At 39.2% G+C, this 13881-nt stretch carries 13 protein-coding genes and 1 pseudogene; 9 read left to right on the top strand and 5 right to left on the bottom strand.

Annotation, left to right across the window (positions count from 1 at the left end):
- The first annotated feature begins 380 nt into the window (after positions 1–380).
- Both G8D99_RS07315 and G8D99_RS07310 read left to right on the top strand, forming a co-directional pair.
- Positions 381–926 carry a hypothetical protein gene (locus G8D99_RS07315; RefSeq protein ID WP_166323969.1) on the top strand — a complete coding sequence of 182 codons (546 nt, stop codon included), beginning with the start codon at positions 381–383 and terminating at the stop codon, positions 924–926.
- A 191-nt stretch (positions 927–1117) separates the two neighbouring features.
- Positions 1118–1582, top strand: a complete 465-nt coding sequence (locus G8D99_RS07310; protein ID WP_166323967.1) for a hypothetical protein — start codon at positions 1118–1120, stop codon at positions 1580–1582.
- A 139-nt stretch (positions 1583–1721) separates the two neighbouring features.
- On the opposite strand, the gene G8D99_RS15670 is transcribed toward G8D99_RS07310, so the two are convergent.
- The 3 genes from G8D99_RS15670 to prmB form a co-directional block, all read right to left on the bottom strand.
- Positions 1722–2159: a hypothetical protein gene (locus G8D99_RS15670; protein ID WP_227554371.1), complete on the bottom strand. Its 438-nt coding sequence runs from the start codon at positions 2157–2159 to the stop codon at positions 1722–1724.
- A gap of 169 nt (positions 2160–2328) precedes the next feature.
- Positions 2329–3414: a chorismate synthase gene (gene aroC / locus G8D99_RS07300; RefSeq protein WP_166323965.1), complete on the bottom strand. Its 1086-nt coding sequence runs from the start codon at positions 3412–3414 to the stop codon at positions 2329–2331.
- A gap of 12 nt (positions 3415–3426) precedes the next feature.
- Positions 3427–4437, bottom strand: a complete 1011-nt coding sequence (gene prmB / locus G8D99_RS07295) for a 50S ribosomal protein L3 N(5)-glutamine methyltransferase (protein ID WP_166323963.1) — start codon at positions 4435–4437, stop codon at positions 3427–3429.
- Positions 4438–4807: 370 nt separating this feature from the next.
- Here prmB and G8D99_RS07290 point away from each other — a divergent pair, with 370 nt between their 5' ends.
- The 6 genes from G8D99_RS07290 to G8D99_RS07265 all read left to right on the top strand — a co-directional run bounded on the left by G8D99_RS07290 (position 4808) and on the right by G8D99_RS07265 (position 10526).
- Positions 4808–5017: a cold-shock protein gene (locus tag G8D99_RS07290; RefSeq protein WP_067659077.1), complete on the top strand. Its 210-nt coding sequence runs from the start codon at positions 4808–4810 to the stop codon at positions 5015–5017.
- Between the two features lie 251 nt (positions 5018–5268).
- Positions 5269–5574, top strand: coding sequence for a hypothetical protein (locus G8D99_RS07285; protein ID WP_166323961.1), 306 nt, complete (start codon positions 5269–5271; stop codon positions 5572–5574).
- Positions 5575–5732: 158 nt separating this feature from the next.
- The gene (locus G8D99_RS07280) at positions 5733–7106 is read left to right on the top strand and encodes an ABC1 kinase family protein (RefSeq protein ID WP_166323959.1); all 1374 of its coding nucleotides are present in this window, start codon (positions 5733–5735) and stop codon (positions 7104–7106) included.
- Positions 7107–7368: 262 nt separating this feature from the next.
- Positions 7369–8655: an acyl-CoA dehydrogenase family protein gene (locus G8D99_RS07275; RefSeq protein WP_166327599.1), complete on the top strand. Its 1287-nt coding sequence runs from the start codon at positions 7369–7371 to the stop codon at positions 8653–8655.
- 54 nt (positions 8656–8709) lie between these two features.
- Positions 8710–9909 carry an acyl-CoA dehydrogenase family protein gene (locus G8D99_RS07270; protein ID WP_166323957.1) on the top strand — a complete coding sequence of 400 codons (1200 nt, stop codon included), beginning with the start codon at positions 8710–8712 and terminating at the stop codon, positions 9907–9909.
- Between the two features lie 116 nt (positions 9910–10025).
- Entirely contained in the window at positions 10026–10526 is a 501-nt protein-coding gene (locus tag G8D99_RS07265) for a GNAT family N-acetyltransferase (protein ID WP_166323955.1), read from the top strand.
- 58 nt (positions 10527–10584) lie between these two features.
- Here the strand turns inward: G8D99_RS07265 and G8D99_RS07260 are convergent, their stop codons facing one another.
- On the bottom strand, positions 10585–11181 hold the full coding sequence (locus G8D99_RS07260; RefSeq protein WP_227554370.1) for a DedA family protein: 597 nt from the start codon (positions 11179–11181) through the stop codon (positions 10585–10587).
- 220 nt (positions 11182–11401) lie between these two features.
- Positions 11402–12575, bottom strand: a pseudogene (locus G8D99_RS07255) (alkane 1-monooxygenase).
- Positions 12576–12793: 218 nt separating this feature from the next.
- On the opposite strand from G8D99_RS07255, the gene G8D99_RS07250 reads away from it, so the two are divergent.
- Complete coding sequence (locus G8D99_RS07250) at positions 12794–13804, top strand: AraC family transcriptional regulator (RefSeq protein ID WP_166323953.1); 1011 nt, start codon at positions 12794–12796, stop codon at positions 13802–13804.
- The last annotated feature ends 77 nt before the right edge of the window (positions 13805–13881 follow it).

The following is a 13881-nucleotide window of genomic DNA, read 5'->3' as shown; positions in this document are numbered from 1 at the left end:
TTACTTACCCTTTATTTTTAGTTATAACAGCTTTTTAGCGCTGGTCAAACGTTAAGTTGAACCAATTGTATAGTTATTCCGCAGTCAAATTTAAAAGTCATTTATCAATACATTTTTGGAAAAATCTAGCACAGTTTAAATCACAAAACTCATTTAGAGCCTAATGATTAAGCATCTAATACATCATGATAAACAACTCATAACCGTCATCTTAATTTAGTCTAGCCATAAAATTAAACTTAAGTTTGCTTCATTTTCAAAAACTTTTAGATCAAAATTGCAATCAAACAACATTTTTATGATAACTGGTTCACATTTATTATAAGTTTATGATAAATTAAATCTTAACAAAAACTAAATGAATAACTTGGTCAATAATAATGAAATTACAACTTATTTCACTCGTTACAGCACTTTCACTATCAGGATGTATCGTATTCCCCGTAAAAAAAGCTGATAGTACCAAACCGTATAATGATTCAGCCATCGACTTTAAACCGTCCAACAATGTTCAACGTGTAGAAACCACAGGACAAGTGATTTGCGAAGCCGGTAAACCTTGCCCTGAATTGACTTTCGACTGGAAACTGCAAAATAATAATCTATACAAAGTCCGTGCAGACCTCTACGACCCTCAAGCCTATGACATTCAAAAAGTGGTCTTAAAGGTCGATGGTCAAAATTACCCCTATATGCCAACCATCAAGACCAGTCAAAAATCAGTCTTAAATTCGTCGTTAATTAATTCATCGAATTATATAGAAGTACCCGCAAGTTTGATCAACATTTTTTATAACGCCAAAGCCATAGATGTGACTTTATTTACCGATAAAGGTGAAATTAGCCACGCTGCATTAAAAGACGGCGAAGAATCACGTGCTTTTAAAACCTTTAAACGCGGTTATACTCAGCGTAACAATCCATAAGGTTTTTATTCAAACCCATGAAGCTCTAAGCATGTATTAGGGCTTTTTTACGTTCTAAATAGCCTTAAATTTTTTTAGGATACAATTTTGCAACGTGACAAATGCCTTGAGTTATTTCAATTTTTTGCTTAAATCGTTAAATTTAACATATTCTCAACATAGCAATAAAAACTCCACATCTAGGTATAAATATGAAAACGCATTTGGTATTGATTTCTTCTGTTTTGTTTCTTACAGCGTGTGCAGGTCAAGTGTCTGAGCGTGTCGTCACCAAAGGTCCATTGATCTGTACAGCAGATGAAGTCTGCCCGGAACTCTCAATGCGATGGAAAGAAGAAACCCGTGAAGGTTTTAAAATTTCAGCAGAAATTACCAATGCAGAAGCCTATGACATTAAGCAATTCGAATTTTTAGTGGATGGTCAACCTTATACTTACTCAACCATTGAAGCCACCCAATATTCGACTCAAGCCAACTTAAAAACGTCATCAAACTTTATTCGTGTACCGGTGAGCTTCTTAAACTCATTCCGTGATGGTAAGCAGATTGATTTAAAACTGGTAACAGACAAAGGTGATATTCAACGCCCAATTTTAAAAGCCAATGGTGAAAAATCATCAGCGTATTTAACTTTCCTTAAAGGTTATGCTCAATAACAAGTTGAAAAATAGCATAAAAAACCAGACTTTAAGTCTGGTTTTTTTATTTAGGATTCAACTAGAGACTTATGTGCCTTTTAAAATAACTTTCTACACATTCTGACCAGAGACATCGAATATCATCGCATTTTCAATATTAAAAGGACGTACAACTTTTTTGATAGGTGGTTCCCAAATCAGCAAAGGATTTATCAAAGTCTTTAATTAATCCAGCAACAAACTGTGCTTCGTCTTTGGCTTTTTGAAGTGCACTATTGTTTAGCGATAATTGTTCCAATTGCTTTAGTTGGTTGACATAAAGGCAAGATTTTTCAATGATTAACTTAGGATGTTTGTTTTGATCCAAAACTCGGTTCAAATCCAGTTGTGAGATTTGTAGTTGGCGGTAGGCTTGTTTCACGTGTTGATCATATTCAGATTGCGTTAAATTTTGTGCAAAGCTCAATGCGCTACATCCGATCAGCATTGCCATCATGCAAGAACGATAAATTTTTAAAGTATGTGATTTTAGACGATATGCTTTTAAACCTATTCTTCTAAAACCCAATTTTTTAGGGTCGTACTTTATTGTCATTCAAATTCCCCACACATGTTGAGAGCATCATTTTTTTAATCTTTTTACATTCCTATGAAGTCAATACGTCATCTCAACCCAAAGTATAAACACTGAAACTTAAAATAAAATATTTTTGATAAAAAAAACCAGACAGTAAGTCTGGTTTTTTAAAGTCTTTTACAAACACTTAGATCGGTGCAAATGGCGTAACCACATCAGCATTTTGAGCACGATGACGCATGAAATGATCCATCAACACAATCGCAAGCATGGCTTCCGCAATTGGCGTTGCGCGAACCCCCACACACGGATCATGACGACCTTTGGTCAATACATCGGTATCTTCACGATTTAGATTAATCGTTTTACCTGGCGTGGTGATCGACGCTGTCGGTTTCAATGCAATCGCCACACGAATATCTTGACCAGATGAAATCCCACCCAAAATACCGCCTGCATGATTAGCTAAGAAGCCATCAGTGGTTAATTCATCACGTGATTCATGACCAAATTGCTCAGCCACCGCAAAACCATCGCCAATTTCAACGCCTTTTACTGCATTGATTGACATCATGGCATGCGCGATATCGGCATCTAAACGATCAAATACAGGCTCACCCCAACCTACTGGGACATTTTCAGCGATGATTTCAAGTCGAGCGCCACAACTTGTACCTTGTTCACGCAATGACGTCACAAGGGCTTCAAAACGTGGAACAGCATTGATATCGCCACAGAAGAATGGATTATTTGGAACTTCGTTCCAATCTAAAACTTCAGCTTTTTCTATACCAATCTGAGTCACATGACCACGAATCACGATACCAAACTTTTCAGCCAAGTATTTTTTTGCAATCGCACCTGCTGCCACACGCATTGCAGTTTCACGTGCGCTTGAGCGACCACCACCACGGTAGTCACGGAAACCATACTTATGCGTATAAGTATAATCTGCATGTCCTGGACGGAAAGTTTGCGCAATATTGCCGTAATCTTTCGATTTCTGGTCGGTATTGCGGATCAAAAGACCAATCGAGGTGCCTGTGGTTTTACCCTCAAACACCCCTGAAATAATCTCAACTTGGTCAGGTTCTTTACGCTGCGTTGCAAACTTAGAAGTCCCCGGTTTGCGACGATCTAAATCATGTTGTAAATCTGCTTCACAAAGCTCGATTCCGGGCGGCACACCATCGACAATCGCCATGAGCCCAACACCATGAGATTCACCACAAGTCGTTACACGGAAGAGTTGTCCAATACTATTACCTGCCACGTTCACGACTCCTTATGCTTGAACAGATTGAATAAATAAATCACGATACTGACGGCATTGCGCTGCTGTTAACGCAAAAATACCTGAACCGCCTTTTTGGAAAGTTAACCAGTGGAAATCCACAGTATTAAAGTTCTGTTTCATTGCCCATTCAGAATTACCCACTTCAATGACAATTAAACCGTCTTCCGTTAAATAATCTGCAGCTTGCGCCAACATTTTACGTACCAGATCTAAGCCATCTTGACCCGCTGCCAATGCAAGCTCAGGCTCGTGACGGAATTCGTCAGGAAGATCTGCCATGTCTTCTGCATCAACATACGGAGGATTTGATACGATCAAGTCATATTGATTTTCGGCAGGAATTTTGGTGAACAAATCTGATTCAAGCAACGCCACTTCAAACTGCTTGTTGTGGTGTTCAGCATTAATAGATGCAACTTCGAGTGCTTCTTTTGAAATATCGGTTGCATCTACTTCAGCTTCAGGGAATGCATAAGCCAATGCAATTGCAATACACCCTGAACCGGTACACATATCTAAAATACGACGTGGCATTTTAGGATTTGGATTTACCGGTAAATTATTATCCGCTTCGCGAGGTTGATGATTTTCATCTAAACAATACGGTGCAAAACGATTATTGATCAATTCTGCAATTGGAGAACGTGGAATCAGTACACGCTCATCAACGTAATAAGGTTTTTCACAAAAATAAGCCAGATTTAACAAATATGAGGTTGGCACTTTTTCATTAATACGGCGTTCAAGCAAACTGATAAATTCAGCTTTTTCGCTTGGCAATAATTTTGCATCTAGAATTTCAGGGTTCGCAGACCAATCCAATGCTAGTGTTTGCAGTACCAATGCTGAACTCTCAGCAAAAAAATCTTCAGTACCTTGACCTAAGTGTGCATCATATTGACGTAGAGCTGACACACCAAAACGGATAAAATCACGTATTGTGCTCAAATTGTCAGCGGCTTCCTGCAAATGTTCAGGGCTAATAGTCAGTTGATCCACTTAAGGTATCTCCAAGGTCAGTATCTTTAAGCGCCTTATAATACCTTGTTTTATGCATTTTTTTGAATTTCTACAGGCTGTTTTAATTTTTTTCTGCAATTTTTTTAATGAAAAAGCTTGATATGACTTACTTTTAACACAAATACATCAGTTTTTTAGTGAATAAGTGTCATATATGTTTCTACTTTATTTTTTTATCATGTATAATCGAACCCAACTAGAAAATTAGTGTTGTTTCGTTAAATCTTTTATTTCGCAGTGTTATTCATAATCCTACGTTTCGTTTCAGATTTTAAGTTTCATTATTTTTTCAAAGTTACAACCGGGTCATTTATGACCTTGATTACCAGATTTCCAAAGGATTTATATTATGTCTAATACTGTTAAAGGTACTGTTAAGTGGTTCAACGAAACTAAAGGTTTTGGTTTTATTCAACAAGAAAATGGTCCAGACGTTTTCGCTCATTTCAGCGAAATCAAAAGCTCAGGTTTCAAAACTTTAGCTGAAGGCCAACAAGTTGAATTCAGCGTTACTCAAGGTCCTAAAGGTCCTAACGCTGTTGATATCGTTGCGATCTAAGACCTTAAGTCTTAAGCAATAGATAGAAAGCGAGGATTTATTCCTCGCTTTTTTGTATCTGTTTTTAGATGAACACGCTTTTTCAAGGTTGAAGAAATTCTTGCCAGCTAACTGTTAAAAATAAATCTTAAAAAAATAAAGGTTAAATTTGAATTGCGCTCATTTTGCAATTCTGTATTTTAAATTGTCGCTTGATTTATCCCCTGTTAAGCCTAATATATAGCCCAAGCCCACAATCAAGCCCCCTCGTCATGAGTTATAAACACAATAATTTAATGGCCATGCGCCAAAACTATTGGAATGACACAGACTCCTCTCAAGTCAATGTAGAAAAAACCGAGCTAACAAAAATGCTGACTGAATACGGTATTTTTGAACAACCCAGCTTAGAAGACGCCAAATATTTCTTCTTTTCCCTGCCAAGCATTATTATTGTAAAAGGCTATGCACTTGGTTTTTCTCATGATTCTGTTAAAGAAATGATCACTCAGTTCATCGAGCAAAACAAAACGCTTTTAAAGCAACGTAGTGAACTTAAAATAGCGTACCGAATGTAAAATCAAATTTAAAATTTGCTTAGGCTATTTAAAAACTACATTCATTGACATTAATTACATCCGATATTCAAATAGTTGAACTATTTTAATACGGTCATACGATGTAATATTCATTAGAATAGTTCATCAGCTCGATTCGCTCACAGGATTTTATCTTCATGTCAGATCAGAATGAAAAGCTTAAAGCGTTAAAGACCTCCTCTATGGATCGACGCCTTTCTATCGCAAAAGCTTCGTTACTTGCAGGAACACGTTGGGCAGCCTCAAGCGCGAGTTCAATCTTTTCGAGTGAAGAAGATAAAGAAAAGAAACGCAAGCAAGCCATGAAAGACCAAGCGGAATATTTGGTTGCAGAGATTGGTAAGCTCAAAGGTTCAATTGTGAAAATTGGGCAGATGATGGCATTGTACGGCGAGCATTTTTTGCCTGAAGAGATCACTCAAGCCTTAAACACATTGAACAATCAAACCGTAGCCCTTGCATGGCCTGCCATAAAAGAGCAATTGGTGAGTCAATTGGGTTCAAAACTAGACGACCTGACTATTGACCATGAACCTTTGGGTACAGCGTCTTTAGCACAAGTGCATCGTGCTACACGCAAATCTGACGGTCTTGAACTGGTACTCAAAATTCAGTATCCCGGTGTAGCGAGTGCCATTGATTCAGACATGAGCTTATTTAAAAACATGCTGAAATTGACTCGTATGGTGCCTCAAACGCGTGAATTCGATCAGTGGTTTGATGAAGTGCGTGAGATGATGCACCGTGAAGTGGACTACAAAATTGAAGCAGCAACCACTCGCCGTTTTGCAGAACGACTCAAAGATGATCCTCGTTATGTTGTTCCGCAAATTATTGATCAATACTGCACCGATCAAGTGTTGTGTATGACCTTTGAACGAGGCGTACCGATCAACAGTCCAGTGATGTTGTCTTTACCTCAAGAGCGCCGTAATAAATTGGGCGAAGCTTCACTTGAAATTGCGGTACGAGAGATCTTTGAATGGGGTGAAATGCAAACCGACCCAAATTTTGGCAATTATTTGGTTCGCTTAGGCAATGGTGAAGAGATTCTTGATAAAATTATTTTGTTAGATTTTGGCGCGATTCGTCAATTTGACCAACAATTATTGAGTGTGGCGCGCAATCTATTAAAGGCAGGTTACCATCATGATGCCGAAGCGATGGTTCAAGCCATGACTAGTTATGAATTTTTTGATGGTATGCCTTTAAGTATTAAACCTGACATGGCGAAAGTATTTTTATTGGCAACCGAAGCCTTTAGCACCAAAGCAAATAATCCTGACTTGCCCGATGACGTGATGGATGAACAGCAACGCTATGATTGGAAAAAAAGCCAATTACATAGTCGTGTGATGCAACGCGCTTCTAAATCTATGGCGTCACGTTACTTCTCTGTACCGCCTAAAGAGTTCATGTTTATCAGTCGCAAATTTATTGGGGCTTATACCTTTATGACGGTGATTGAAGCGAAGACCAATGTCAGAAAAATGATTCAACCTTTCGCTTAATTAATAGCCAAGCGCATTCATTTCTAAAATTGATCCAAACGATAAGTAAAAATTTGTCATTTGGGTCAATTTTTTTTATCTCTTAATTCATAAATAGAAATAATATTGATTTAAATTCAATAATATAAACCCGAAAATACCGCTTATCTATTCACGCCAATTAGGTCAATAGAATTGTCAGATCCGACATTTAATTTAAATATTACTCATGTCAGGATAATGCCATACAACAGCTAAAAATCAGGACAGAATAATGACCAATATGGCAAATAAAGCGCAGGGTTTGGGCTTGGCTTTGATTACAAAAATAGCAGGCAGCGATTTACTGGATCAATTTAAACTTAGAAAAATCATCGAGAAATCACTCTATCAAGGCTCTAAAGCTGGCTTCAGAACCTTAAGTGCGACACAAAAGGCCTTTCAGTCTAATCAAGGCAATCAAAAACAACGCCTCCCCAATCAGCAAAAATCTCTATTTGATTTAAACCTGTCTGAAGAACAGCAAATGACTGCGGATGCCATGCAGCAATTTGCAAGTGAAGTACTCTATCCTTTGGCACACGATGCAGATCACCATGAACAATTTCCTGACGCACTTTGGAAACACAGTTCAGATTTAGGCTTAAATTATTATGCTCTACCTGAAGCTTTTGGTGGTGTTGCTAGTGAAAAAAATATCATCAGCAATATTCTGATAGCAGAGAACCTTGCACGTGGTGATTTCAGTTTGACTGCAGGTTTGTTATCAACGTTTAGCGTCATTAATGCCATTACCCAATGGGGATCTAAACAAGTACAAAATAAATATCTTGCCGGCTTTGCCAATGATGCGGATATTCAGGCAAGCTTTGCTATTCAAGAAGCCACACCTGCCTTTAATCCCTATCAACTGAAAACCAAAGCCAGTTTGAATCAAGGTAAATACAGCATTCATGGTGAGAAAACATTAGTGATTCTTGGTGAATCTGCAGATGTACTTTTGGTCAATGCTGAGTTTCAGGGTAAAGCTGACGTGTTTATTGTGAAGCGTGATGCCAGTATTCGCTGTAAAAATAGCCCAGCAATGGGCTTAAAAGCCACTCAGACGGTTAGCCTTGAATTTAACAATACCCCTGCTGAACGCTTAGGCGATGATGACTTCAATTATTCCGCATTTTTAGATTTGGGCAATTTGATGTGGTGTGCCATGGCTGTAGGTACTGCTGAAGCAGTAAAAAGCTACTGTATCCACTATGCCAATGAACGCACCGCATTTGGTGAGCCAATTTCACATCGTCAAAGTGTTGCTTTTATGATTGCAGACATGGCCATTGAGATTGATGCGATGCGAATGTTGGTCTTAAATGCTGCAAGTTTGGCTGAATCGGGTAAGCCTTTTCATCGTGAAGCCTATTTGGCCCGCATTTTATGTGCTGAAAAATCAATGAAAATTGGTACAGATGGCGTTCAACTCTTAGGTGGCCATGGCTTTACCAAAGAACACCCTGTTGAACGTTGGTATCGAGACTTACGCGCTACCGCAATTATGCAATCTGCCTTGCATGCTTAGGCCATAACAATAACAACAAATCATACAGCTTAGGTTTATACAGGATCTCATCTCATGAATTTAGAAAACCCGAAAAAATTTAAACTATTGGTCGATCAAGCCCACGAAACTGCACTAAATGTGCTGCGTCGCATCTCTCGAAAATATGACAAAGCTGAGCATAGCTACCCCAAAGAACTGAACATGCTTGCCTCATTACTTGACGGCATGAATGAAGGTGGCGATGGTATGAATGCGGGCGCTGCAGTGAATAAACGGGGCGATAGCGAAGTCGGTAACAAAAATGGCGTCAATATGTCGACCGCATTAGGTGTGATCGAAATGTGTTACGGCGATACCGGACTGTTGTTATCTATGCCTCGCCAAGGCTTAGGTAACTCAGCCATTGCTGCAGTTGCCAATGATGAACAACTTGAGCGCTTTAAAGGCACTTGGGCGGCTATGGCGATTACCGAACCTGGATGTGGCTCAGACTCAGCAGCGATTCGCACCACTGCCACCAAAGACGGCGATCACTACATATTAAATGGTGAAAAAATCTTTGTGACTTCAGGTGAGCGTGCCGACTCTGTGGTGGTTTGGGCAACTTTAGACAAATCATTAGGTCGTGCTGCGATCAAATCCTTTGTGGTTCCTAAAGGCACACCCGGCATGAATGTCGAGCGCCTTGAACATAAACTCGGTATTAAAGCCTCTGATACCGCGGTCATTCGCTTTATTGACTGTCGTGTACCCGCTGCCAACTTATTGGGTAATGCTGAAATTGATGTGGCTAAAGGTTTTGCAGGTGTCATGGAAACATTCGACAACACCCGACCTTTGGTTGCTGCAATGGCCGTAGGTTGCTCCAAAGCTTCTTTAGAACGGATTAAACAGATTTTTAACGATGTTTTAGATCCAAGCTACGAAACCCCTTATTTACAGACCTCCAATATTGCGGCACAGATTTATCGCATGGAAGCTGAATGGGAATCGGCGCGCTTATTGACCTTAAAAGCCGCTTGGATGGCTGACAATAAAAAACCGAATTCGCGTGAAGCGTCTATTGCGAAAGCCAAAGCAGGACGCATTTGTAATGAAATCACTTTGAAATGTGTCGAATTGGCAGCAAGCCTAGGTTATAACGAAGATGAACTCCTAGAAAAATGGGCAAGAGACTCTAAAATTCTTGATATCTTTGAAGGTACGCAGCAGATTCAACAATTGATCATTGCACGCCGTGAACTTGGCAAAAGTTCGAGTGAACTGAAATAATTCGTTCAGCCATGCACAATTTACGCGTTGCATTCAAATCAATACAAGTTCAGGTGGAATTTTATCGCTGTTTGATGCTATAAAATTCCATCTTTTCATGTCAAAAAAACTGCTTCATGTACACAATCCGCAAGCTACAAATCCAAGACAATGCCATTTTGGCTCAGATCATTCGTGAAGTATCAAAAGAATTTGGACTTGCTCCTGAGTCTGGATTTGCCGTTGCCGATCCGATATTAGATGACTTATATAGTGTCTATCATCAAGAGAATGCAGCGTATTGGGTGGTTGAAGATCAACACGGTCAAGTCTTTGGTGGTGGCGGTGTTTCTCCACTGCAAGGTGACAACAGTATCTTAGAAATTCAAAAAATGTATTTCTTAAAAGAGATCCGTGGCTTCGGATTGGCGAAACAGATTTTAAATCATGCATTTGAATTTGCACAATCCAAAGGTTTTAACACCCTTTATCTAGAAACTACTCAAGATTTATGGCAAGCGGTCAAATTGTACGAAAAGTTGGGCTTTACTCATCTTGATGCACCAAAAGGCAATACCGGTCACAGTCATGCTTGTGAAATCTGGATGAGCAAATCACTTGAAGCTAGATTGGCTTGAACTTGGAGACCCAAGCCAAGATTTTTCTTGAGCTTGGGTTCTGATTAAGCGTCTATCATCAGTTTTTAGCGCTAGGATCATGTCGCTTCTTGCTACGATAAAAGGCATGTAGCAAGCCCACAATCACGATTAAACACACGATCACGGCGCCACTGATGATGAGATCATGGTATTGGGGCAACAATGATTGCCAGATATTTTCAAACCAATGACTCAACTGAACCCCCAAAGTCACCACAAGCCATGCCCAAATAAAACTCGCTAATAGGTTGACTGGCGTGTAGCGAATCAATGGATATTTTTTAACACCAAAACTCATTGGAATTAAGGTTCTAAGTCCCCAAGCAAAACGCATGATTAAAATCATCAATATGGGGTAACGGTCTATTAAGGAACTAGCACGGTCAAATTTTTCAGCCAACTTAGGACGCTTCTTGATAAATCCATATCCAAATTTAGAACCGATATAATAATAAAATTGATCTCCGACAAAACCACCGAACATTGCTGCAAAAATCAGAAGCCAATAGCTTAAAATATGTTGTTGGACTGCGTATGCACCCAACACCACCACTGTCTCACCTTCAAAAAAGGCGCCTATCATGACCGTGAAATAGCCATATTGTTGCAATAATTCAGCCCAATCAAACATCATTCTAATCTAGATTATCAGCACATCGGCTTTGAAGGTATTAAGGCTAATCGATCTGAATCTGCCGAATCAAGCTGAAAAGAAATATTCACTTAAAAAGTGCATTTACCAGATCAACTCTTGTCCTAGACGCAGATTTTAGATTAATCATATACAGAAGAATCTTGTCTTATGTAGATTAAAATACAGCTTTCTTAGGCGTAAGAAACTTTAAGGTACAAGATTAAACCATCCACTGCTTAAATTTTTTAAGAATTTTCTCTCGGCGTTTCGGAAAAATATTGGCTTTGGTTAAATCACCCTTATAGTGATCAAATACACGCTGATCCATAATCTTAAACCACCATGCAGGAATTAATGCCGGCAAAAGCATACTCGCATAACCATTTGGCAATTCAGGCGCTTCATCAAAATGACGTAACGCTTGAAATGGACGTGTCGGATAAGCATGGTGATCTGAATGGCGCTGCAACTGATATAAAAACAGATTGGTTACAATATTATTGTTGTTCCAACTGTGTTCAGGCATGGTTCGCTCGTATTTACCCTTCTCATCCTTCTGACGCAATAAACCATAATGTTCAATATAGTTAATAATTTCAAATAAGGTAATGCTATAAGCTGACTGCGTGGCTAAATAAGGGACTACGCCTTTTCCAAACAGTGCCAACATGGATGAATGAAACACGCCACTCATGCTCCAACCCTGCAACAACTCATTGTCTTTCGACCAAAAAGATAAGCCCTTACGTTGTAAACGACGCGTTTCAATTTCAACGGCTGATTTAAACGAACCAATCACGGTACGTGGTAAAAACTCATAAAAGGTTTCACCCATTTTAGAAGATGCAGGATCTTCTGGGGTCGCTGCACGCTTATGATGACCATATGGATGTTCAATTCGAAAATGATTATAACCTGAAGGCACCAACGCCAAATGCGATAAAATATGATCGATACGCGCAGATTTATGACTTAATTCATGTGCGGTGTTGATGGCAATGCCATTGATCGCACCCATCGACATACCGAGTAACTTTATCCACCAAGGAGGTGTCTTTGCGGCTACTCAGATAACACGCATAAATATTGGCTGCATATTGGATTGGAATAAAAGACTTCACCAAACGTGCATAATAAGGATCTTGTTCAAGCAGTTTGATATCTTCAGCATTAGGATTGTTATTGTCTGTGCCAATTAAAGTATCAATGGCAGGTATAACCACATGTAATACAATCGGACCACCTAGGGCAAAAAGTTTTTTAAACGGTTTTGGTGCAAAATGATAGCCTGCCAAAATACCGAGACCAATCACTGGCAGTGATGGACTGATGAGCCATAAATAACGTTTTTTATCCAAGGCCAATCCAGAATTTGCTGAATTCAACTGTTGCATATCTTGTAATTTTAGGGGCGCATTCATTTGCTGATCTTCCACTTTATGATTCTAAGCACTATATTTAAGCAATTCTGTGTCTAACAACAGTTGCAAGCGTCCAAAATAACAATGTAAAAGTCCTTGTCACTTTTAGATGGTTTTTTGACCTAAAAACACATTTTTATCAACATTGAAAACACTAAGATGTTCATTATAAATAGGAAAATAATCAATCAATGGATGCACTGAGCCAAGTTCTTGAAGATATTCATTTAAAAAACACAGAATATCTGTATTTACAAACTCAAGGAGAATGGACTTTTCGTTCTCCTGCTCAATCCGCATTGATCTGTCATATTGTGATGTTTGGTGAACTGCATATTCACTTTGATAATAGACAACACGTGCATTTAAACACGGGCGATATGCTGATTATTCCCTCAGGAATGGCGCATGTAGGTAAAAGTCAAAGTCAAGAGACCTTACTCGAGGCTGTGGATATTGAGCCTTTATTTAGCGGCTTACGTGACGATGCGATTCATTTGGGACACCAAAGACAAGCTCAAAATAAAACCACGCCATCTAAATCGAATACCCATAACGCAGAAGACCACGCAACAGCTAAGTCGCACCAGCGTTCTTTGATTTTTACCATTCGCTCTAAGATGGACAGCGTCATGGCAAGCCCGCTTATTCATGCTTTACCGACTTATTTACATCTCAAGAATGCTTTAAATGCTCAAGAACCTGAATGGTTACGTATAGGCTTGTATTTCGTTGCCGAAGAAACCAAACGTAAACAAGCCGGGCGACATAAAATTATGGATCATTTGGTCAGCATCATGCTGATTGAGTGTATTCGTGATTATATTGCCAATTTAAACGATCCAAACAATTGGCTGACTGCACTGACCCATCCAGAACTGAGTGCTGCATTTAATATGATTCATGGTCATCCTGAACGCGCTTGGACAGTAGAAAGTTTGGCAGAACGCTGTTTTATGTCGCGTTCTAAGTTTGCGCAACTGTTTAATGAAATAGTCGGAGAAACACCTTTGGCTTATTTACAGCAGCATCGACTCCGCTTGGCCAGTCAAATGCTCAGAAATGGACAACTTTCCATTCAACACATTGCTCATCAAGTCGGTTACAACTCAGAAACCGCCTTTAGTCAGGTCTTTAAAAAACACTACGGTCTAAGCCCAAGCTTATATCGTCAGCAATCACAAACCCAACTAACGGAATAACGTTAAATCAAATCGAAATTAAAAAAAAAGCGCCGAAGCGCTTTTTTTAGATTTACTGTTAAGAACAGCTTTAAGCA

This window comes from Acinetobacter lanii (assembly GCF_011578285.1).
GTDB classification, from domain to species: domain Bacteria; phylum Pseudomonadota; class Gammaproteobacteria; order Pseudomonadales; family Moraxellaceae; genus Acinetobacter; species Acinetobacter lanii.
This window is presented reverse-complemented; position numbering and strand designations above follow the sequence as displayed.

Coding starts and splice junctions, on each gene's coding strand:
- G8D99_RS07315 (WP_166323969.1), top strand. CDS start 381: ATGAAATTACAACTTATTTCACTCGTTACAGCACTTTCACTATCAGGA.
- G8D99_RS07310 (WP_166323967.1), top strand. CDS start 1,118: ATGAAAACGCATTTGGTATTGATTTCTTCTGTTTTGTTTCTTACAGCG.
- G8D99_RS15670 (WP_227554371.1), bottom strand. CDS start 2,159: ATGACAATAAAGTACGACCCTAAAAAATTGGGTTTTAGAAGAATAGGT.
- G8D99_RS07290 (WP_067659077.1), top strand. CDS start 4,808: ATGTCTAATACTGTTAAAGGTACTGTTAAGTGGTTCAACGAAACTAAA.
- G8D99_RS07285 (WP_166323961.1), top strand. CDS start 5,269: ATGAGTTATAAACACAATAATTTAATGGCCATGCGCCAAAACTATTGG.
- G8D99_RS07280 (WP_166323959.1), top strand. CDS start 5,733: ATGTCAGATCAGAATGAAAAGCTTAAAGCGTTAAAGACCTCCTCTATG.
- G8D99_RS07275 (WP_166327599.1), top strand. CDS start 7,369: ATGGCAAATAAAGCGCAGGGTTTGGGCTTGGCTTTGATTACAAAAATA.
- G8D99_RS07270 (WP_166323957.1), top strand. CDS start 8,710: ATGAATTTAGAAAACCCGAAAAAATTTAAACTATTGGTCGATCAAGCC.
- G8D99_RS07265 (WP_166323955.1), top strand. CDS start 10,026: ATGTACACAATCCGCAAGCTACAAATCCAAGACAATGCCATTTTGGCT.
- G8D99_RS07260 (WP_227554370.1), bottom strand. CDS start 11,181: ATGATGTTTGATTGGGCTGAATTATTGCAACAATATGGCTATTTCACG.
- G8D99_RS07250 (WP_166323953.1), top strand. CDS start 12,794: ATGGATGCACTGAGCCAAGTTCTTGAAGATATTCATTTAAAAAACACA.